The organism is Thiomonas bhubaneswarensis (assembly GCF_001418255.1).
In the GTDB taxonomy this organism is placed as follows: domain Bacteria; phylum Pseudomonadota; class Gammaproteobacteria; order Burkholderiales; family Burkholderiaceae_C; genus Thiomonas; species Thiomonas bhubaneswarensis.
Map to the genome: position 1 here is coordinate 395,992 of NZ_LIPV01000001.1, position 18,615 is coordinate 414,606.

At 65.4% G+C, this 18,615-nt stretch carries 19 protein-coding genes; 1 reads left to right on the top strand and 18 read right to left on the bottom strand.

Going from position 1 to position 18,615, the window contains the following annotated elements; all coding sequences use genetic code 11:
* Positions 1 to 87: 87 nt before the first annotated feature.
* From fba to ASC45_RS01955, 7 genes are all read right to left on the bottom strand, one after another.
* Complete coding sequence (fba, locus tag ASC45_RS01925; protein WP_055449328.1) at positions 88 to 1,152, bottom strand: class II fructose-bisphosphate aldolase; 1,065 nt, start codon at positions 1,150 to 1,152, stop codon at positions 88 to 90.
* A gap of 64 nt (positions 1,153 to 1,216) precedes the next feature.
* Entirely contained in the window at positions 1,217 to 2,422 is a 1,206-nt protein-coding gene (locus ASC45_RS01930) for a phosphoglycerate kinase (protein WP_055449329.1), read from the bottom strand.
* A gap of 70 nt (positions 2,423 to 2,492) precedes the next feature.
* A complete protein-coding gene (gene gap / locus ASC45_RS01935; RefSeq protein WP_055449330.1) occupies positions 2,493 to 3,500 on the bottom strand; it encodes a type I glyceraldehyde-3-phosphate dehydrogenase in 1,008 nt (335 codons plus the stop codon).
* Between the two features lie 89 nt (positions 3,501 to 3,589).
* Positions 3,590 to 4,294: a phosphoglycolate phosphatase gene (locus ASC45_RS01940; RefSeq protein ID WP_055449331.1), complete on the bottom strand. Its 705-nt coding sequence runs from the start codon at positions 4,292 to 4,294 to the stop codon at positions 3,590 to 3,592.
* 21 nt (positions 4,295 to 4,315) lie between these two features.
* Positions 4,316 to 6,343 carry a transketolase gene (gene tkt / locus ASC45_RS01945; RefSeq protein ID WP_055449332.1) on the bottom strand — a complete coding sequence of 676 codons (2,028 nt, stop codon included), beginning with the start codon at positions 6,341 to 6,343 and terminating at the stop codon, positions 4,316 to 4,318.
* A gap of 18 nt (positions 6,344 to 6,361) precedes the next feature.
* A complete protein-coding gene (locus tag ASC45_RS01950; RefSeq protein ID WP_055449333.1) occupies positions 6,362 to 7,237 on the bottom strand; it encodes a phosphoribulokinase in 876 nt (291 codons plus the stop codon).
* 156 nt (positions 7,238 to 7,393) lie between these two features.
* Positions 7,394 to 8,473 carry a class 1 fructose-bisphosphatase gene (locus ASC45_RS01955; protein WP_055449334.1) on the bottom strand — a complete coding sequence of 360 codons (1,080 nt, stop codon included), beginning with the start codon at positions 8,471 to 8,473 and terminating at the stop codon, positions 7,394 to 7,396.
* Between the two features lie 367 nt (positions 8,474 to 8,840).
* Here ASC45_RS01955 and ASC45_RS01960 point away from each other — a divergent pair, with 367 nt between their 5' ends.
* Positions 8,841 to 9,806 carry a LysR family transcriptional regulator gene (locus ASC45_RS01960; RefSeq protein WP_055449335.1) on the top strand — a complete coding sequence of 322 codons (966 nt, stop codon included), beginning with the start codon at positions 8,841 to 8,843 and terminating at the stop codon, positions 9,804 to 9,806.
* A gap of 5 nt (positions 9,807 to 9,811) precedes the next feature.
* On the opposite strand, the gene ASC45_RS01965 is transcribed toward ASC45_RS01960, so the two are convergent.
* From ASC45_RS01965 to ASC45_RS02015, 11 genes are all read right to left on the bottom strand, one after another.
* Positions 9,812 to 10,528, bottom strand: coding sequence for a 16S rRNA (uracil(1498)-N(3))-methyltransferase (locus tag ASC45_RS01965; RefSeq protein ID WP_055449336.1), 717 nt, complete (start codon positions 10,526 to 10,528; stop codon positions 9,812 to 9,814).
* 27 nt (positions 10,529 to 10,555) lie between these two features.
* A complete protein-coding gene (locus tag ASC45_RS01970) occupies positions 10,556 to 11,500 on the bottom strand; it encodes a transaldolase (protein WP_055449337.1) in 945 nt (314 codons plus the stop codon).
* Between the two features lie 60 nt (positions 11,501 to 11,560).
* Complete coding sequence (locus tag ASC45_RS01975) at positions 11,561 to 11,863, bottom strand: hypothetical protein (RefSeq protein ID WP_055449338.1); 303 nt, start codon at positions 11,861 to 11,863, stop codon at positions 11,561 to 11,563.
* A gap of 58 nt (positions 11,864 to 11,921) precedes the next feature.
* A complete protein-coding gene (locus tag ASC45_RS01980; RefSeq protein WP_055449339.1) occupies positions 11,922 to 12,746 on the bottom strand; it encodes a S1 family peptidase in 825 nt (274 codons plus the stop codon).
* Positions 12,747 to 12,762: 16 nt separating this feature from the next.
* Positions 12,763 to 13,392: a hypothetical protein gene (locus ASC45_RS01985; RefSeq protein WP_055449340.1), complete on the bottom strand. Its 630-nt coding sequence runs from the start codon at positions 13,390 to 13,392 to the stop codon at positions 12,763 to 12,765.
* A gap of 13 nt (positions 13,393 to 13,405) precedes the next feature.
* On the bottom strand, positions 13,406 to 15,763 hold the full coding sequence (locus tag ASC45_RS01990; protein WP_055449483.1) for a nitric oxide reductase activation protein NorD: 2,358 nt from the start codon (positions 15,761 to 15,763) through the stop codon (positions 13,406 to 13,408).
* Positions 15,764 to 15,827: 64 nt separating this feature from the next.
* A complete protein-coding gene (locus ASC45_RS01995; protein WP_211263341.1) occupies positions 15,828 to 16,673 on the bottom strand; it encodes a CbbQ/NirQ/NorQ/GpvN family protein in 846 nt (281 codons plus the stop codon).
* Positions 16,674 to 16,855: 182 nt separating this feature from the next.
* Positions 16,856 to 17,119, bottom strand: a complete 264-nt coding sequence (locus ASC45_RS02000) for a hypothetical protein (protein WP_055449342.1) — start codon at positions 17,117 to 17,119, stop codon at positions 16,856 to 16,858.
* On the bottom strand, positions 17,116 to 17,754 hold the full coding sequence (gene parA / locus ASC45_RS02005; RefSeq protein ID WP_055449343.1) for a ParA family partition ATPase: 639 nt from the start codon (positions 17,752 to 17,754) through the stop codon (positions 17,116 to 17,118). The genes ASC45_RS02000 and parA overlap by 4 nt, the downstream gene beginning before the upstream one ends.
* A 3-nt stretch (positions 17,755 to 17,757) precedes the next feature.
* Positions 17,758 to 18,024, bottom strand: a complete 267-nt coding sequence (locus tag ASC45_RS02010; protein ID WP_055449344.1) for a 4a-hydroxytetrahydrobiopterin dehydratase — start codon at positions 18,022 to 18,024, stop codon at positions 17,758 to 17,760.
* Positions 18,017 to 18,448, bottom strand: a complete 432-nt coding sequence (locus ASC45_RS02015) for a ferritin-like domain-containing protein (protein WP_055449345.1) — start codon at positions 18,446 to 18,448, stop codon at positions 18,017 to 18,019. The genes ASC45_RS02010 and ASC45_RS02015 overlap by 8 nt, the downstream gene beginning before the upstream one ends.
* Positions 18,449 to 18,615 lie beyond the last annotated feature (167 nt).

The following is an 18,615-nucleotide window of genomic DNA, read 5'->3' on the forward strand; positions in this document are numbered from 1 at the left end:
CTCCTTGAAGCAAGTGTGCAGACGACAACCCCGGCCGGGGCCGGGGTTGTCGGATGATCGACGCGCGATCGAGGTGCAGAATGGGATTCAGTTGACCTTGGGGTCGAGCTGGCCCTTTTCGTAGCGCTTGTACATCTCTTCCAGATTGATGGGCTTGATCTTGCTGGCCTTGCCCGCGGTGCCGAAGGCTTCGTAGCGCGCCTTGCAGATGTCCTTCATGGCCTTGGTCGAGGCGATGAGGAATTTGCGCGGATCGAATTCCTTGGGATGGTCGTGCAGGAACTTGCGGGTGGCGCCGGTCGAAGCCATGCGCAGATCGGTGTCGATGTTGACCTTGCGCACACCGTGCTTGATGCCTTCGACGATCTCTTCCACGGGAACGCCATAGGTCTCGCCCATGTCGCCGCCGTACTCGTTGATGATCTTGAGCCATTCCTGCGGCACCGAGGAAGAGCCGTGCATCACCAGGTGGGTGTTGGGAATGCGGGCGTGAATTTCCTTGATGCGGCCGATGGCCAGGATGTCGCCAGTGGGCGGGCGGGTGAACTTGTAGGCGCCGTGGCTGGTGCCGATGGCGATCGCCAGCGCGTCGACATGGGTCTTCTTGACGAAGTCGGCAGCCTCCTCGGGGTCGGTCAGCAGTTGGCTGTGATCGAGCGCGCCTTCGGCGCCGATGCCGTCTTCCTCACCGGCCATGCCGGTTTCGAGCGAGCCCAGGCAACCCAGTTCACCTTCGACCGACACACCGCAGGCGTGCGACATTTCCACGGTGCGACGGGTGACATCGACGTTGTACTCATAGGTGGTGGGCGTCTTGCCGTCGGTGCCGAGCGACCCGTCCATCATCACCGAGCTGAAGCCCAGCTGGATGGAGCGCTGGCAGACCGCCGGGCTGGTGCCGTGATCCTGGTGCATGACCACGGGGATATGCGGAAACTCCTCGACCGCCGCCAGGATGAGGTGGCGCAGGAAGGGCGCGCCGGCGTATTTGCGGGCGCCGGCGGAGGCCTGGACGATCACCGGGGAGTCGGTTTCGTCAGCAGCCTCCATGATGGCGCGCATCTGCTCGAGGTTGTTGACGTTGAAAGCGGGAACGCCGTAGGAATGCTCGGCCGCGTGGTCGAGCAGTTGACGCAGGGAAATCAGGGCCATGATGGACTCCTCAAGAAGGAAAGAACAGGGTCAGCGAAGGTCGGGCATGAAACGACGGGCACCATCAGGACAGCGGCTGCTTGGCACGCTGCTGCAGGATCTCGAAGGCCGGCAACTGCTTGCCTTCGAGCACCTCGAGGAAGGCACCGCCGCCGGTAGAGATGTAGCCGATCTTGTCGGCGATACCGTATTTGGCGATGGCCGCCAGGGTGTCGCCGCCACCGGCAATCGAGAACGCCGGGCTGTTGGCGATGGCTTCGGCCAGGGTCTTGGTGCCGTTGGCGAAGGCATCGAACTCGAACACGCCCACCGGGCCATTCCAGACGATGGTGCCTGCGGCCTTGAGCTTCTCGGCCAGCATTTGCGCGGTCTTGGGGCCGATGTCGAGAATCATGTCGTCGGCGCCGACGTCCTTGGCGTCTTTCACGGTGGCCTTGGCATCGGCAGCGAAGCGGTCGGCAACGACCACATCGACGGGAATGGGCACTTCGGCGCCACGCTCCTTCATCTTGGCGATGACCTTTTTCGCCTCGTCGATCAGATCGGGCTCGGCCAGGCTCTTGCCGATGGGCAGACCTTCGGCCAGCATGAAGGTGTTGGCGATGCCGCCGCCCACGATCAGACCGTCGACCTTGTCGGCCAGGCTTTGCAGAATGGTCAGCTTGGTGGACACCTTGGAACCCGCGACGATGGCCACCAGCGGCCGGGCCGGGTTGGCCAGCGCGCGGTTGATGGCATCGATCTCGGCGGCCAGCAGCGGGCCGGCGCAGGCGATGGGCGCATACTTGGCGATGCCGTAGGTGGTGGCCTCGGCGCGGTGCGCGGTGCCGAAAGCGTCGTTCACATAGATGTCGGCGAGCTTGGCGATCTTCTGCGACAGCGCGTCGTCGTTTTTCTTCTCGCCCTTGTTGACGCGGGCGTTTTCCAGCATGACCACGTCGCCGGGCCGCACGTCGAAGCCGCCGTCCACCCAGTTGGCCTGCAGCCGCACGGGCACGCCGAGCAGCTCGCTCAGGCGCTTGGCTACGGGAGCCAGCGAGTCTTCGGGCTTGAACTCGCCCTCGGTCGGGCGCCCCAGGTGCGATGTGATCATCACCCCGGCACCGGCGTCGAGCGCCATCTTCACCGCGGGCACCGAAGCGCGCACGCGGGTGTCTTCGGTGATCTCGCCCTTGTCGTTGAGCGGCACGTTCAGGTCGGCGCGGATGAATACGCGCTTGTCCTGGGCGAAGCCGCGCTTGCACACTTCTTCAAAGGTCAGGATTTGCATCAGTCTCTCCTCGGTTCGGCTGCGGGTGGGCGCGTGAGCAGCCCGCCCGGCTGTGGGCTCACAACCTCTCTTAGTTGCTGGCGACGTGCTTGACGAAGCGCATCATGTTGCAGGTGTAGCCGTATTCGTTGTCGTACCAGGACACCACCTTGACGAAGGTGGTGTCGAGGGCGATGCCGGCCTCGGCGTCGAAGATCGACGGCATGGAGCAGCCGCGATAATCGGTGGAGACGACCTTGTCTTCGGTGTAACCGAGCACGCCCTTGAGCGGGCCTTCGGAAGCCGCTTTCATCGCGGCGCAGATGTCGGCGTAGCTGGCTGACCGGTTGAGCTCGACGGTCAGGTCGACGACCGACACATCGGGCGTAGGCACGCGGAAGGCCATGCCGGTGAGCTTCTTGTTCAGCTCGGGGATGACCTTGCCCACAGCCTTGGCCGCGCCGGTGCTGGAGGGGATGATGTTGTCCATGATGCCCCGGCCACCGCGCCAGTCCTTGCTCGAAGGGCCGTCCACGGTCTTCTGCGTGGCGGTGGCGGCGTGCACCGTGCTCATCAGACCGCGCTTGATGCCGAAGCTGTCGTTGAGCACCTTGGCCACGGGGGCCAGGCAGTTGGTGGTGCAGGAAGCGGCAGAGACGATCTTTTCGCCAGCGTACTTGGCATGGTTGACGCCATAGACGAACATCGGGGTTTCGTCCTTCGAGGGGGCGGACTGCACCACTTTCTTGGCGCCGGCGTCGATGTGCTTCTGGCAGGTGTCGAGGGTGAGGAAGAAGCCGGTGGCCTCGACCACGACGTCGGCGTTCACTTCGTTCCACTTCAGGTTGGCGGGATCACGCTCGGCGGTCAGGCGGATCTTCTTGCCGTTGACCACGAGGTTGTTGCCCTCTACGCCCACGGTGCCGTTGAAGCGGCCATGCACCGAGTCGTACTGCAGCATGTAGGCCAGGTAGTCGGGTTCGAGCAGGTCGTTGATGGCGACGATTTCGAGGTCCTTGAACTCGGCTTCCTGCGCCACGGCACGGAACACCATGCGGCCGATACGGCCGAATCCATTGATGGCAACGCGAATTGTCATGTGAGATCTCCTGAATGAAAAGGGGAAGTGGAAAGTAGGAAGGGGGCCTTGAGGGAAGTCAGGTTCGGCAGCGGGTACGTCGGCAGCGCTCAGGCCGCAGGGTGCAGAGCCGCAGTCTGCACCGCCTCGGCCACCGCGGCAACGGTGGCGATGATGCGGTCGGGTGCGGCCAGGGCGATGGGCTTGCCGTGGTTGTAGCCGTAGGGTACGGCCCAGATGGGCACGCCCGCGGCCCGCGCCGTGGCGACGTCGATTTCGGAGTCGCCGACGAACAGCGCGCGAGCGGCCCGCACCTTGAAGGCGTCGAGGCAGTAACGCACCGGCAGCGGGTCGGGCTTCTTGGCTTCGAGCGTGTCACCGGCCACCACCATGTCGAAGTAGTGGCGGATGCCGTGCACCATCAGCACCGTGGTGGCGAAGCGCTGCTCCTTGTTGGTGACCAGGGCGATGCGAACCTGCGCCGCGCGTAGCGCCTTGAGGGTGTCGAGTACGTCGGGGTAGAGACGGCTGCGCTTTCCGGTGCGCTCGGCATAGAACTCGGCGAAGCGCGGCATGAGGATGTCGAGCGTGCCGGTACGCCGCACCGTCTCTTCTTCGAGGCCGGTGGCGTGCGCGTAGGCATGCAGCAGAAGCTCGCGCGTGCCATGCCCGATCCAGGCGCGGATGAGATGCTCGGACACCTCGGGCAACTGCTGATCGCGCAGCAGGTCGTTGACGGAATCCGCGATTTCAGGCGCGGTTTCCACCAGCGTGCCGTCGAGGTCGAACATCACCAGATCGAACGTCGCGGACATGGCTCGTGCCTCTCCTTGCGCTCAGGCTGCCTGCAGCACGGACTTGGCCACGGCCACAGCGTGCTCGGCGGTCACCTTGAAGTGCTGGTAGAGCTGCGGCGCCGGGGCGGATTCGCCGAAGGTGGAGATTCCGACGATGCCGCCGTTCAGGCCCACATACTTGTGCCAGAAGTCGGGGTGAGCCGCCTCGATGGCCACGCGCGGCACGGCTGCGGGCAGCACCTCGCTGCGATAGGACGCGTCCTGGCGGTCGAAGGCGTTGGTGCAGGGCATGGAGACCACGCGGGCGGCGACGCCCTGCTCGGCCAGCATGCCTTGCGCCTTGAGCGCGATCTCGACTTCGGAGCCGGTGGCGATCAGCACGATCTGCGGCTTGCCGCCCTGCGCTTCCGAGAGCACATAGCCGCCGCGGGAGATGAAGCGCTCGGCATCCGCCGGATGCTGGGTGGAGACCAGATTCTGGCGCGACAGCAGCAGCGCGCTGGGGCCGTGCTTGCGCTCGATGGCGTGCTTCCAGGCCACGGCGGTTTCGAGCACGTCGGCCGGGCGCCAGACGTCCAGATTGGGAATGAGGCGCAGGCTGGACGGCTGCTCGATCGGCTGGTGCGTCGGGCCGTCTTCGCCCAGACCGATGGAGTCGTGCGAGAAGACGTGGATGACGCGCTGCTTCATCAGCGCGCTCATGCGCACGCCGTTGCGCGAGTAGTCGGAGAACATCAGGAAGGTGCCGCCGTAGGGCAGGAAGCCGCCATGCAGCGCCATGCCGTTCATCATGGCCACCATGCCGAACTCGCGCACGCCATACGACAGATAGTTGAACGCCGTGCCCGGCGCGGCCTTCTCGAAGGAATGCGAGGCCTTGACCGCAGTGAGGTTGGAGCCGGTCAGGTCGGCCGAACCGCCGAACAGGCCGGGCAGCGCGGGCACCAGGGTTTCCAGCGCGATCTGCGAGGACTTGCGGGTGGCGGTGGCGGCGGTCACTTCACGCGCCTTGGCGTAAAGCGTCTGCACGGTCTGCCCCCAGTTGGCGGGCAGCTCACCGGCCATGCGGCGCTTGAACTCGGCGGCGAGTTCGGGATGCGCCTTTTCATAGGCGGCAAAGCGCTCGTTCCAGTCGGCTTCGAGCTTGGCACCGTGGAACTTGGCGTCCCAGGCCTGGTAGATGTCGGCGGGAATTTCGAACGGGCCATGGTCCCAGCCCAGCGCGCGGCGCGTAGCGTCGGCCTCGGCCTGGCCAAGCGCGGTGCCGTGCACGTCGTGCGTGCCGGCCTTGTTGGGCGAACCCCAGCCGATGGTGGTGCGGCAGATGATGAGGGTGGGCTTGTCGCTGGTCTTGGCCTCGGCAGTGGCCTTCTCGACGGCGACGGCGTCATGGCCGTCAATGGGGCCGATGACGTTCCAGCCGTAGGCCGCAAAGCGCTGGGCGGTATTGTCGGAGAACCAGTGTTCGACATGACCGTCGATGGAAATGCCGTTGTCGTCGTAATAGGCGATGAGCTTGTTCAGCTTGAGCGTGCCCGCCAGCGAGCAGGCTTCGTGGCTGATGCCTTCCATCAGACAGCCGTCGCCGAGGAACACATAGGTATGGTGATCGACGATGGTGTGGCCGGGCTGGTTGAACTGCGCGGCCAGCACTTTTTCGGCCAGCGCCATGCCCACGCCGTTGGCGATGCCCTGACCCAGCGGGCCGGTGGTGGTTTCCACACCCGGGGTGTAGCCGACTTCGGGGTGGCCCGGCGTCTTGCTGTGCAGTTGGCGGAAACGCTTGAGCTCCTCGATGGGCAGGTCGTAGCCAGTGAGGTGCAGCAGGGCGTAGATCAGCATCGAGCCGTGGCCGTTGGACAGCACGAAGCGGTCGCGGTTGGCCCAATGCGGGTTGGCCGGGTTATGGTGCATGTGATTGCGCCACAGCACTTCGGCGATGTCGGCCATGCCCATCGGGGCGCCGGGGTGGCCGGAGTTGGCGGCCTGCACGGCGTCGATGGCGAGAAAGCGAATGGCGTTGGCCAGACGGCGGCGTTGTTGGGTGTCGAGTTGCACAGTGGTCATGGTGGGTATCCCAGAGATTCAGCCAGCGCGGCGCTTGAGGTCCATCAGGCGCAGGATCATGGGGGTGAAGATGAGTTGCATGGCCAGACCCATCTTGCCGCCGGGCACGACCAGGGTGTTGGGGCGACTCATCCACGAGTCGTGAAGCATGGACAGCAGGTAGGGGAAGTCGATGCCCTTGGGGTTGGCGAAGCGGATGACCACCATGCTCTCGTCGAGCGTGGGAATGTCTTTCGCGATGAAGGGATTGGAGGTGTCGACCGTGGGCACGCGCTGGAAGTTGACGTGGGTGCGCGAGAACTGCGGCGTGATGTGGTGCACGTAGTCGGGCATGCGGCGCAGGATGGTGTCCATCACGGCCTCTTGCGAGTAGCCGCGCTGAATCTGGTCGCGGTGCAGCTTCTGGATCCACTCGAGGTTGATGATGGGCACGACGCCCACGAGCAGGTCGACGTGCTTGGCCACGTCGACGTCGCCCGCGGCATAGCCGCCGTGCAGACCTTCGTAGAACATCAGATCGGAACCGGGCTTGATGTCTTTCCAGTCGGTGAAGTTGCCCGGCTCGACGCCGAATTCGGCGGCCTCGCCCGCGTCGTGGATGTACTTGCGCACCTTGCCGCCGCCGGTCTCACCGTAAGTCTTGAACACGGTTTCCAGCTCGCCGAGCAGGTTGGCGTCGGGGCCGAAGTGGCTGAAGTGGCGGTTGCCCGCGGCTTCCTGCTTTTTCATCTCTTCGCGCATTTCCATGCGGTTGAAGCGATGGAAGGAATCGCCCTCGACGATCTGCGCCTTCAGGTTCTCACGGCGGAAGATGTGCTGGAAGCTGCGCATCACCGTGGTGGTGCCGGCGCCCGACGATCCGGTGATGGCAATGATGGGATGTTTGACAGACATGGTGCGAGCCTCTTTTCAATACAAGGAAATCAATGCATGCGGCGCCCATCTTGCGCGGGCCGCCGCTAAAGTGATCAGACGCGAAGCACAAGCGCTGCCGCTAGACCTGCGCCGCTTCGGCACATGGCCCAGGCGCGTCACACGGCAGCAGCGAACTCAGCTACGGGCTTCGTCGCGGTACAGCGAACGCTCTTTGAACAGCGGGGAATCGAAGGCCTTGTCTTCGCCCCGATCGTATTCGGCGTGGTAGCGCTCCAGGCGGGCAATCTCGTTCTTGGAGCCCAGCATCACCGGCACGCGCTGGTGCAAGGACGTCGGCTGCACCTCAAGAATACGCCCGCGCCCGGTGGAGGCCGCGCCACCCGCCTGCTCGACGATCATGCCGATCGGATTGGCTTCGTACATCAGGCGCAGACGACCCGGCTTGCTGGGGTCTTTGGTGTCCTTGGGATACATGAAAATGCCGCCGCGCATCAGAATGCGGTGCACATCGGCCACCATCGAGGCAATCCAGCGGGTGTTGAAGTCGCGCTCGCGCGGGCCGGTCTTGCCGGCCTTGGCCTCGGCCACGTAACGCTGCACCGGCGGCTCCCAGAAGCGCTCGTTGCTGGTGTTGATGGCGAACTCGCTGGTGTCGGCAGGAATTTTCAGATCGGGATGGGTGAGCACGAAGTTGCCGATCTCGCGATCGAGGGTGAAGCCGTGCGTGCCCTTGCCCACGGTCAGCACCAGCATGGTGGACGGACCGTAGATGGCATAACCGGCAGCCACCTGCTCGACGCCGGGGCGCAGGTAATCGGCCACCGTCGGGTCGCCGATCTTGGTGTGGCGCAGCACCGAGAAAATGGTGCCGACCGAGACATTCACATCGGTGTTGGACGAGCCGTCGAGGGGATCGAAAATGAGCAGGTAAGGCCCGCGCTCGAACTCCTTGGGCAGGGTGTAGGGGTCGTCCATCTCCTCGGAGGCCATGCCGGCCACCAGCCCGCCCCATTCGCACGCCTGGATCATCGCGTCGTTGGAGAGCACGTCGAGCTTTTTCTGCACTTCGCCCTGCACGTTCTGTGTATCGAGCGCGCCGAGGAAGCCGCCGAGCGCGCCCTTGGAGGTCATGGCGGAGATGGCCTTGACCGCAGCGGTCACGTCCACCAGCAAGGCGGCCAGATCGGCCTGATCATCGGTGCCGTGCAACTGCTCGATGAGAAATTTTGAGACGGTGGTGCGACCGGACTGCATGGTGTGGGCTCCCAATGGTGAAGGGCCTCGGACAACAGGATCACCCTGCACGAGAAAGTGCAGAGACATCCGCTGGCGCGTGGCTAGAAGACTTTTTGAAGCAACCTGCCAACCCTGGGCAGATGCCAAGTCACTTCAAAAAGCCCGCAGCCCCAAAACGGAGACTCGCATGAACAGACTTCATCGGCTGCGGTAAAAGCTCCTGAAGCGAACTTCGGAGCCCGTTCACAAACGGTGCGAGATGTGACAAGGACGGAAAGGAGAATTTCGAAATCCGACTCTAATCTTTATCGCTTGCTGCGAATATAAGCGGCAGGCCGAATTAAGGTAAATTCACGATTTATTGACGTTTAGATCAGCAATCCTGATGAAAAACACGACCATCCGGCAGCTCCGGGTCTTCAGCGCCGCTGCACGCCACCTGCATTTTGGCAAGGCGGCCGAGGAAATGCATCTCACGCCACCCGCCGTTTCGATGCAGATCAAAGAGCTGGAGGCACAGGTGGGGCTCCCCCTGTTTGAGCGTCAGGGCAAGTCGGTCAGCCTGACCCTGACGGGCGAGTATCTGGTGGTGTATGCGCGCAAGGTGCTGGCCACGCTGAAAGATGCCGAGGACGCCATGGCGCGTCTACGCGGCATCAAGGCCGGGCGGCTGACCATCGGCATGGTGAGCACGGCGCAGTATTTCGTGCCGCGCCTGCTCGCCCGGTTTCATGCCGAGTACCCGCATGTCGAAGTGCGGCTTTCGGTGGGCAACCGCGAGCAACTGGTCAACCAACTGCAGAACAGCGAACTCGATCTGGCCATCATGGGCCGACCGCCGCGCGACGTGGCTACCCGTGCAGAGCCCTTCGCCGCGCACCCCATGGGCATCATCGCACCGCCCAACCACCCGCTGTCCACGGGCGGGCCTCACTCGGCCTCCTTGCTGACGCAGTTCAACTTCATCATCCGCGAACCCGGGTCGGGCACGCGGGCGACCTTCGAGGAATACCTGAACCAGCATCAGATGGAACTGCCAATGTTCACCGAGATGCAGAGCAACGAGACTATCAAGCAGGCGGTGATGGCCAATATGGGCATCAGTTTTCTGTCACTGCACACCATCGATCTGGAACTGCGCAACAATCTGCTGACCATCCCCTCGATCGAGGGCATGCCCTTGCTTCGGCGCTGGTATGCGGTGAACAGCCTGGCCAAGCTGCTCTCGCCGGGCGCGGAGACGTTTCGCTATTTCATTCTGGAACACGGCGAATCGTTTCTCGCCGAGACCTTCGGCAGCGCCATCTGGCCACCAGGCCACGAACTGGCCCGCACCGCAACGGCGAATTGACCCGGTCAGCAGCCTGCTAAAGCGCGTATCAGCGCGGCCAGGGGTGCCGTATCCGCGCGCAGCACCCGCGGCCCCAGACTTACCGGGCGAAATCCGGCCTGCTGCAGCAGCGTGGTTTCGTCGTCGTCCAGGCCGCCTTCCGGGCCGGAGACCATCCATCCGGTGTCGCCGGGGGCCCAGGGCAGCAGCGGCTCGGTGCTGACCGGACTCAGCAGGCAGCGATGGACGTCGGCGCTGGCTGGGCCGAGTTGTCCCAGCCAGTCGGAGAGAGACGCGACCGGCGCCACCTCGGGAACACGATTGCGTCCGCACTGCTCGCAGGCCGCAATGGCCACGCCCTGCCAGTGTGCCACCCGGCGCTGGGCGCGCTCGCCCTGCAGACGCAGCACGCTGCGCCGCGTCAGCAGCGGCTGGATGCGGGCCACGCCCAGTTCCACCGCCTTTTCCACCAAAGCATCCATGCGTTCATTCGCCGGCATGCCGACCGCGAGCATGACGCGCGCCTGGGCTTCGCGCTCCACCGCCTGGTGCCGATGAAGCTGCATGGTTCGGCTGTCGATGAGCTCGCCCGTCCATTCGCCGCCGGTGCCGTCGAATACAGTGACCTCCTCGCCTGCCGTCAGCCGCAACACTTTGACATGTCGAGCGGTTGCGTCAGGCATGACCAGGGGGCCGGGCGCCAGCGCGGCTTCCTGGGGCGGGATGTAGAAGCGCAACGCCACGAATGAAGATGGGCAGGTCAGGTCGCTTCAGGCTGCAGCCAGTTGCGACAACACCGCTTCGGTGTCGGCGCTGAACAGGCGCACGCCTTCGTGCAGCTTTTCGGATGCCATGCGGTCTTGGCGCATCCCTTCAGCGAAATCCGCCTGGCTCAGCGCGGGCGGCGGGGCGTCGGTCGCCGGCCCGAGGCTGGCCGCATCGAGCTGGCGGGGCATGGCCCGGTCGCTCGCCGCGAGCGCATCGAGCAGGGTCGGCGGAATGGTGAGCAGGTCGCAGCCGGCCAGCGCCGCGATCTGGTCGAGGTCGCGAAAGCTCGCGCCCATCACCTCGGTGGCCACCCCATGCTGCTTGTAATGCCGCCAGATGCGCACCACGGCCTGCACACCGGGATCGGCCGCCCCTCGATGCGCGTCGGCGTTCCAGGCCGCACCCGCCTGCTGGCGGTGCCAGTCGGTGATGCGCCCCACGAACGGCGAAATCAGCTTCACCCCCGCCACGGCACAGGCCTTCGCCTGGGTGAAGCTGAACAACAGCGTCAGATTGCAGTGGATGCCCTCGGCTTCGAGCTGACGGGCCGCCTGGATGCCTTCCCAGGTGGCGGCGATCTTGATGAGCACGCGATCGCGCGGCACGCCTGCCGCGGCGTAACGCGCCATCAGCGCGCGGGCTCGCTGCAAGGTGGCTTCGGTATCGAAAGACAGCCGCGCATCGACCTCGGTGGACACCCGCCCGGGCAGGCGCTGCAGAATCTCTAGCCCAAAGGCCACGAGCAGGGCGTCGAGGCGGTCGTGCGCTTTGGCACTGCCGCGCACGGCGGACGCCACGAGACCTTCGTAGCGCGGATCGGCCGCCGCCCTGCGGATCAGGCTGGGATTGGTCGTGGCATCCCGCGCACTCCATCGCGACAGGAGGTCCAGATCGGCCGTATCGACCACGACGACGGTGGACGCGGCCAGCGAATCGAGTGCAGACATGAAGGACGTGGAAACGACGGTGATGACAGGCGCATGTTACGGGCGCAGCCGCTTGCCGAATCAGTCGTCGTCGTCGAGTTCGGCGTTCCAGCCCTTGTCTTGCGCGCGCTTCATGGCGCGCTCGTACATGGCGCGATGACGCTCAGCGAGCTCCGGCGGCAGGCGGCTGGGCAGATTGCCGTATTGGTCCCACTCGGCCTCGACCCTCTGCATCAGGCCCTGCATGCGCTGCAGATCCCAGCCCTTGCAGTCTTCGGTTTCGGGCAGCAGGCCGAAAACCCAAGCGTCGAGCACCACGCGGCCGAGCTGGGTGATGCCGTGCGTGTCGGCGTGATAGCCGGGATAGGTTGGTTTGTCTTGCATGGTGAAAGTCGTGTCTATCGACCGAGCTCCCGGACATGGCGCCCGGCTGCAGGGCCGGTCACCCCGCCCAGCGCTGCAGGTACGAGTGGATCAATTCGGAGACTTTATCGGATTTGATGATCAGCCCCAGGTCGATCATCTCCGAACCCAGCGCCATGCCCCGGTTGTTGGCCGGCACCGGAGCGGGCACGATGTGGTGCGCCTCCTCGCGGAAGAACACCGCCGCCACCACGCCGGCAAACAGCAGATCGCGCGTGGCCTCGCGCCGGGGCATCTGCCCTCCACGGCGCTCGATGAACACCGGGCTGCCGCTGGAGCCGGGATAGACCGCGGCGTCGATGAGAAACTGGCGGTGTCCCTCGAAGTCCAGTGCGGCCGGGGTGGCCGTGGTGCCGCGCCGCAGGATAGGCATGAGGTTGACCTGGTCCCAAACTCCGCTGGGATAGCCGACGAACAATACATCTTCGAGGGCGTCGAACTGCTGCCAGGTGGCCGCGTCGGGAATGAGACGACTGTCGATCGGCTCGACATACAGCTCCACGCCCTGCTGCTGCGCGGCCTGCTGCAAGGGCGCGAGCGGCACCAGCGCCAGATCGACCTCGGCGTCGGGGTGGAGATGCCAGGCGGCGGGAAACTCGTCGATGTTGAGCTGAAAACGCTGGCCGAACGCAGGCCGACCCTGGCGCTTCTGCGTGAACACCAACCCGCCCCGCCGCACGCCTTCGACCAGATGCCGGTTGGTGACGACGAAGTCGGTCACGCCGCGCGCATGAGCGTGGCGGATGACGAAAGCGGTACCCGAGCCCTCGCTGCCGTCGTCGAGCACGGTGTCGACACGGACGGTGGAAAACAGCAGCCGCTTGGCGGTGGAGTCGATGTCCATGAGGTGGCGCCTGGAATCAGTGATGCGTCGCGGATTGGTTGAGGCGCTCAATGGCCGCGATCGCCGCGCGCTGCGCCTCGGCGGCCTCGGCTTCGTTGCCCATCATGGTCAGGCGGCCGAAGGTGCCGAAAGGGCGCACATCGACCAGCGTGACCTGCGCCGCCTTCTCGGCCTCGTTGGCGGCATAGACGATGTAGCCCGCGGGCTCGACTTCGAGAATGAACATGCTCTTGCCCGGCAGCAGCATCGAGCCCTTGCGGAACTGGCGGTTGATGAGGGTGGCATGGTCGGGCGTGATGGCGCGGATGATCTCGTTCCAGGCCACCTTGCAGCGCAGGCGCGCATCTTCACCGGTGCCAAGCTGGGCGAGGATGGCATCTCCCGCAGCCACCACCTCGCTCTGGTTGCGGTAGTGCAGTTCCATCGAACCGAACGAGCGCTCCACCACCTGTTCGCCCATGCGCACGCTGGTCTTTTTCAGCGCGGTGTCGGACAGGCTGTGCACCGCCATGCCGGGCGCCACTTCGACCCACAGGCAGGCGTCGCCCGGCACCGGCAGAAAGCCTTGCGAGGACGTAGCCAGGTACGACGCCAACTGCGGCTGCAGAGCGTCAATGAACACGAAGGTGCGCAGGGAGATTTTCATGCCATGCGCGCCTTCAGCGGGTGAGACTCATGTAGAGCATGGGGAGTTTTTCGGGCAGGCGCTCGACCTTGTCGATCACCGTGAAATTCTTGACGCCGAAGATGCGCGAGACGTACAGATCGGCGTGCGGATCGAGCGAAAGCGCATACACCGTGACGCCTTGCTGCAGCAGTTGCTCGACCGCGCGCTTGGTGTCGTGCCGCAGGTATTGCGGGTCGCGCACATCGTTGTCGGCTGGCTCGCCGTCGGTGACGACGAAACAGATTTTCTTGCGCTTGGGCTGCTGCGCCAGATAGTGCCCGGCATGTCGCAGCGCCGCGCCCATGCGGGTGGAGTAGCTGCCCTTCATGCCGGCCAGCCGCGCTTTGGCCAGGTCGCCGTAGGGCTGGTCGAAGTCCTTGAAGCGGTAGTAGTGCACATCGTGCCGCCCGTCGGAGCAGAAGCCGTGGATGGCGAACGGATCGCCGATGCGTTGCAGCGCCTCGGCCAGCAGCACCGTGGCCGAGCGGGTCAGGTCGAGCACCGAGTAGTCGTAGCCACGCACCTTGTCGTTGGACGACTCGGACATGTCGAGCAGCACCATCACCGCCAGATCGCGTTGCGCGCGCTTGAGGCGCACCATGATGCGCGGGTCGGGCTGCACGCCCATGCGCACATCGGTCATGGCGCGCACCGCCGCATCGATGTCGATGTCGTCGCCGTCCTCCTGGTGCCGGATGCGCTGCAGACCCTGCGGAATCATCGACTCGATGAGAAACTTCAGCCGCGACACCACCGGCTTGTGCTCGGCCAGGATGGCATCGATCACCGCGAGATCGCCCACCGGCGGGTGGCGCTCCAGCACGGTCGCCCAACTCGGGCGGTCGAGCTGAATCTGATAGTCCCACTCGGGATAGTGAAACGGCTCGGAGATCGGCGGGCGGCCTTCGAGCGAATTGATGGTCACGCCTTCCTGGTCGAGGTAGAACTCGGTGGGCAGAATCCACACCTCCTGCGCATCGTCACCGGCGAACTCGTTGTCCACCTCGTTGACCATTTCCATGACGGAGACCTTCTTGCGCACCTGCTGTTGCGTCTCCCAGGTGGCGGCCAGCGCCTGCGCTTCGTCGTACTCTTCCAGCTCCCAGATGGCGCGGTTGTCGTCGCGGTAGAGCGCGCGCAGGCCATCGGTGCGGCGGTTGAATTCGGGCAGATCGAGTTCGAGCAGACTGTGCGACAGATCGACGCCGACGTTCCAGCTGAACTTGGCGTCGTGCAGATCGGGCTGGGCGCGAAAATGCGCCACCGCCTGCTGCACCCAGGGATGCGGGTCGGCGCTTTGTTCCTCGAGCAGCGCACGCGCCAGACGGTTGAGCAGGTCGCCCACGGTCTTGGGCTCGGTGTAGTCGGGCGGCGGTTGTAGCGCCAGCCAGGCCTCGCGCATATTCGGGAATTGCTGGATGGCCAGCGTCTCGACCCGGGCATCCTCGATGGCCTCGATCAAACCGATCTGCAGTGGCGACAAGGCCTGCATGGACAGAGGCGCCACGGTGAACACCAGATGCGCGGCGCAATGGTTGGCCGCGGCGCGGTAAACGTCCAGCGCGGAGACGATCTGCTCGGCGGGCGTCTCAAGCCCCAGCGGCCGATAGTCGTCATAAGCGTCGGCGATGTGAATGACGTAGCGCTCGATATAGGGCTTGAGGCCTTCGCGGTTTTCGAAATCGCCGGCGGTGGGGCGCAGGAAAAAATCGCGCCCCCACATCGCCCGCAGATAGATGTTGAGCCGGCGCTGCACATCGACGAACAGCGTGCCCTTGCGCTCCTGCTGCAGCACCGACAGGGCGTCCGGGCTTTGCAGCGAGAAGTAGGCGACCTGGCCGTCGAAGTCGGCCTTGTAGGCCTGCGCGCCCCATTGTGCCCAGCGGCGCAAGCCGCCGAGGGTGAGTTGCGACAGCAGGCGTTCCAGGTTTTCCAGCATGGGTCGCAGGCCGCGCGGCGCCTGCACCAGCATGATCGACAGCACGCTCAGAAACTGGCGAAACAGATCCTCGTCACCCAGCCGCTGGCCCGCCATCGGCGCCGTGCCGACGATCAGCGCCAACACCTGCCCGGAGGTCTTCGACGCCATGGCCAAGAGGAAGTTGACCACGTCGGGCAGCACGTCCTCGCCGATGGCACGCGCCAGTTCGGGCATGGACTGCAGGTAAGTGACCACCAGCTCTTCGCCGCGACCGAGCTGATGCAGCGCCACCGCGCCCTTGAGGAAGTTGTCCAGCCCGCGCGAGGAAAACGCGCGCGCCGCTTCGTTCCAGGACGCGCGCAGGATGTCCTGCGCGTTGCCCGGCAACTCGTCGACGAGTTCCTGGAATTCTTCGAGGTGGATGGCCATGATGGACTCGCTGCGCGCTGCCCACCGCACGCGGCGGCTTGAGGGGGCAAACGCCGGGCGATGCTCAGAAGTAGGTGGTCACCGCGGCGTCGAGCGCATCGCGCATGTCCGGGTCGTCGGTGATGGGTCGCACCAGCGCCATGCGGCAGGCACCCAGAGGCGCCACGCCCTGCGCGATGAGCGAGCCCGCGTAAATCAGCATGCGGGTGGACAGGCCTTCGTCCAGGCCGTGGCCCTTGAGGTTGCGTGAACGCTCGGCGATGTGCACCAGGTTCTTCGCCACGTCCAGCCCGGCGCCCGATTCATGCGCCACGATCTCGGCCTCGATCTCGTGCTCGGGATAGTGGAAGTCGAGCGCGGCGAAACGCTGCTTGGTCGATTGCTTCAGATCCTTCATCAGGCTCTGGTAGCCGGGGTTGTAGGAGATGACGAGCTGAAAATCGGGATGCGCCTGGATGATCTCGCCCTTCTTCTCCAGCGGCAGGATGCGCCGGGCGTCGGTCAGCGGGTGGATGGCCACCGTCGTGTCCTGCCGCGCCTCGACCACTTCGTCGAGGTAGCAGATCGCGCCGAGCCGCGCGGCCATGGCCAGCGGGCCGTCCTGCCAGCGGGTGCCGCTGGCGTCGAGCAGGTAGCGGCCCACCAGATCGGAGGCGGTCATGTCCTCGTTGCACGCCACGGTGATGAGAGGGCGGCCGAGCTTCCACGCCATGTATTCGACGAAGCGGGTCTTGCCGCAGCCGGTGGGGCCTTTGAGCATCACCGGCAGGCGCACGGAGTAGGCGGCCTCGTAGAGGTCGACCTCGTCGCCGACCGCGCGGTAATAAGGCTCGGCTGGCACCCGATAGGCGTCCAGGCCAGCGACCGGCGCGGCGGACAGGTCGGCCGCGGGGCGTGAAGTGGCCGGCATGACGGAACCGGCTCGCGCCGGGCGTACATCCTGGCGCGGCGCATAAGTGCGAACATAGTCGTCGTGACGCATGGCAATCTTTCTCTTTGATGCGCTACCCGGCCCCATGGCCGGAACACACAGCGCGAACTCGGTGTAGTCTCAGTTCGAGCAGCCGTTCGAGCGGGCGATCAATCGGGCTTTCAATCAGGCCAGACGCGCTGGGGAAACAGCGTGGAAGCCGACGAAGCAGGCTCGGCCGCCAGAGCTGAAACTGCAGCCTTGGGCGTGGCCCGCGTGGCGGCTTTGGACGCCGGTGCAGACTTGACGGGCGCCACGTGCTTGACAGCGGGCGCCGCGGATTTTGCGGCGGCCTTGCGCGCTGGCGCCGCAGTGGCGGCCTGGGCGGGCTGCGAGGTGCGGGCCTGACGCACGCTCTGGGTCAACTTGTCCTTGATGCTGCTCATGATGGGTAAACCTCCTTGAGTATGGCTTCGATCTCGTCTGCGGCACCCTGACCGCGAGCGCCCATCTGATAGACCGACAGACCGTCGAGCGCGGCGGCGCGGTAGATGGCCCGGCGGCGCATGGCCGCGCGCAGCACGGGCAGGCCGAACTCGGCAAGCGCGTCCTGCATCGCCGCCGACAGCGCGCTGCGCTGCTCGATCTGGTTGAGCACCAGAAAGGCGCGCAGGTTCGGGTTTTGGCTGCGTGCCGCTTCGACTTCCTGCGGCAGGCGCAGGCTGGCCCACAGATCGACCGGCGACGGCAGAACGGGAATGAGCGCCACGTCACTCGAACGCAGCGCCTGGCTGGAAGCATGGCTGTCGAGTGAAGGCGGACAGTCGAGCACGATGTGTTGATAGGTCTTGTAGGTCTGGCGCAGCCCGGCGCCGTCCCAGCGCCCGGAGATCTGTTTGACCGTGGCCGGATAGGGATGCGCGCCCGCGCCACCCCACTGCAGGGCGGAGCCTTGCGGGTCCAGGTCGACGACCACCGTCGAGCCGCGCCTGGCCAGGCCCGCGGCGAGATTCATGGCCAGCGTGGTCTTGCCTGCGCCGCCTTTCTGGTTGATGACGGCCAGTACCTTGGCGGCAGCCATGGCTCAGCCCGGCCCTGCCGCCAGGGCGTCGATGCGCGCAGCAAACGCCCTCTCGGCCTCGCCCATCGTCTTGCCATCCTCTGCATCGAGGGTGATGTTGACGTAGGTGGTACCGAAGTTGATGTTCTGCGGGTGCTGTCCAGTTTCCTCGGCCAGCGCGGCCAGGGCGTCGAGAAAATCGCGCGTCTGTCCATAGTTGCCGAAGGCAAAGCGCTTGAACAGCGTCGGCGGTTTGCCTTGCTCGCGCCAGCCGGTCTGGTTGTCATCCATGCGTGGCTCCTTCGCTTTGCTGCACCCGCTGCAGATGCCGAGACTCTTCTTCGAGCAGGCGCGCGAAAAGCGCGGCCGACTCGCCGTCGCGAACCCGCTGCGCATGGCGCAGGGCGTCAGCGTAGAGATGCACCGCCGAGGCCTCGAGCTGCGCGTCGTGAGCCTGCAGTTCGGCCGGGCCCCGTCCGAGACGCGCGGGTGCCAGGCTGCCTGCCGAAGGCGCAACGCCGTGCAGGATGAGTTGCTCCATCAGCAGGGCGGCATGGTCGAGCTCTTCCAGCGCCTCGTGGCGCAGTTCTGCGGCCAGGGCCGCGTCACCCCACAGCCGGGCCAGCACGCTCTGGGCGAGATACTGCTGCACCGCGGTCATTTCATGACCGAGCGCGCGCGTCATCCAGCCCAGGGTGCGGGAGTCGACTGCCATGCGGAGCCTCGTGATCAGCTGCGGGTCGAGGTGATCTCGGCGTCGCGGCCGCCGCCGTCGGCATCGGGCTGGGTCGGCAGGATACCTTCGACCTCGCTGTGCACGCGGGCGATGATGTGCGCGGCCACCAGGCCGTCACCCACACGCTCGCAGGCGTCGGCGCCAGC

Excerpts from the sequence above, each read along its gene's own strand:
- fba (WP_055449328.1), bottom strand. The coding sequence starts at position 1,152 with ATGGCCCTGATTTCCCTGCGTCAACTGCTCGACCACGCGGCCGAGCAT.
- ASC45_RS01930 (WP_055449329.1), bottom strand. The coding sequence starts at position 2,422 with ATGCAAATCCTGACCTTTGAAGAAGTGTGCAAGCGCGGCTTCGCCCAG.
- gap (WP_055449330.1), bottom strand. The coding sequence starts at position 3,500 with ATGACAATTCGCGTTGCCATCAATGGATTCGGCCGTATCGGCCGCATG.
- ASC45_RS01940 (WP_055449331.1), bottom strand. The coding sequence starts at position 4,294 with ATGTCCGCGACGTTCGATCTGGTGATGTTCGACCTCGACGGCACGCTG.
- tkt (WP_055449332.1), bottom strand. The coding sequence starts at position 6,343 with ATGACCACTGTGCAACTCGACACCCAACAACGCCGCCGTCTGGCCAAC.
- ASC45_RS01950 (WP_055449333.1), bottom strand. The coding sequence starts at position 7,237 with ATGTCTGTCAAACATCCCATCATTGCCATCACCGGATCGTCGGGCGCC.
- ASC45_RS01955 (WP_055449334.1), bottom strand. The coding sequence starts at position 8,473 with ATGCAGTCCGGTCGCACCACCGTCTCAAAATTTCTCATCGAGCAGTTG.
- ASC45_RS01960 (WP_055449335.1), top strand. The coding sequence starts at position 8,841 with ATGAAAAACACGACCATCCGGCAGCTCCGGGTCTTCAGCGCCGCTGCA.
- ASC45_RS01970 (WP_055449337.1), bottom strand. The coding sequence starts at position 11,500 with ATGTCTGCACTCGATTCGCTGGCCGCGTCCACCGTCGTCGTGGTCGAT.
- ASC45_RS01975 (WP_055449338.1), bottom strand. The coding sequence starts at position 11,863 with ATGCAAGACAAACCAACCTATCCCGGCTATCACGCCGACACGCACGGC.
- ASC45_RS01980 (WP_055449339.1), bottom strand. The coding sequence starts at position 12,746 with ATGGACATCGACTCCACCGCCAAGCGGCTGCTGTTTTCCACCGTCCGT.
- ASC45_RS01985 (WP_055449340.1), bottom strand. The coding sequence starts at position 13,392 with ATGAAAATCTCCCTGCGCACCTTCGTGTTCATTGACGCTCTGCAGCCG.
- ASC45_RS01990 (WP_055449483.1), bottom strand. The coding sequence starts at position 15,763 with ATGGCCATCCACCTCGAAGAATTCCAGGAACTCGTCGACGAGTTGCCG.
- ASC45_RS01995 (WP_211263341.1), bottom strand. The coding sequence starts at position 16,673 with ATGCCGGCCACTTCACGCCCCGCGGCCGACCTGTCCGCCGCGCCGGTC.
- ASC45_RS02000 (WP_055449342.1), bottom strand. The coding sequence starts at position 17,119 with ATGAGCAGCATCAAGGACAAGTTGACCCAGAGCGTGCGTCAGGCCCGC.
- parA (WP_055449343.1), bottom strand. The coding sequence starts at position 17,754 with ATGGCTGCCGCCAAGGTACTGGCCGTCATCAACCAGAAAGGCGGCGCA.
- ASC45_RS02010 (WP_055449344.1), bottom strand. The coding sequence starts at position 18,024 with ATGGATGACAACCAGACCGGCTGGCGCGAGCAAGGCAAACCGCCGACG.
- ASC45_RS02015 (WP_055449345.1), bottom strand. The coding sequence starts at position 18,448 with ATGGCAGTCGACTCCCGCACCCTGGGCTGGATGACGCGCGCGCTCGGT.